Annotated in this window: 1 pseudogene; it reads left to right on the top strand. The window is 63.1% G+C overall.

Annotated elements, in window-relative coordinates:
• Positions 1–501 (top strand): annotated as a pseudogene (locus AC0L16_RS33515) (OmpA family protein); the annotation flags it as partial.

Here is a 501-nt window from a genome sequence, read left to right as displayed (position 1 = left end):
CTGACGGCGTCGCTGGCTCCGCCGAAATCGGTTCGGCTTTCGATCGTCGAGGATCGCATCGTTGCCGAGGGTGAGGCTCCCGACACCTGGATAGATCGGGCACGCGCAGCGGCCCGACAGCTTTCGGCAGGCGGACCGGTATTCGACATCTCCAGGGTTCGTGATGTGAGCCCCGAAGCACGCGCGGCGGAGCACTGGCGGACTTATGTGTCGCGACTTGAGGCCCAACCGGGAATCATCGTCGCCCAACAAACGGCGAGCGGCGGGCATTTCTATATTTCCGGCCTGAGAGACCCGCAGGCCGCCGACCCGCAGTCGCTGCTGTCCGGAACAGGGGTTGATCCTGCTCGCGTTCATTCGCAGTGGCAATTCTATCAGAGCCTTGAGCCGGAGTTCGTGCTGAAGCGGCTGGTGGCGTCGCTTACTCCGCCGAAATCGGTTCGGCTTTCGATCGTCGAGGATCGCATCGTTGCCGAGGGTGAGGCTCCCGACACCTGGATA

Source organism: Mesorhizobium sp. WSM4848, assembly GCF_055811375.1.
Note: the sequence above shows the minus strand (reverse complement) of the source record. Positions and strands in the feature narration are given on the sequence as shown.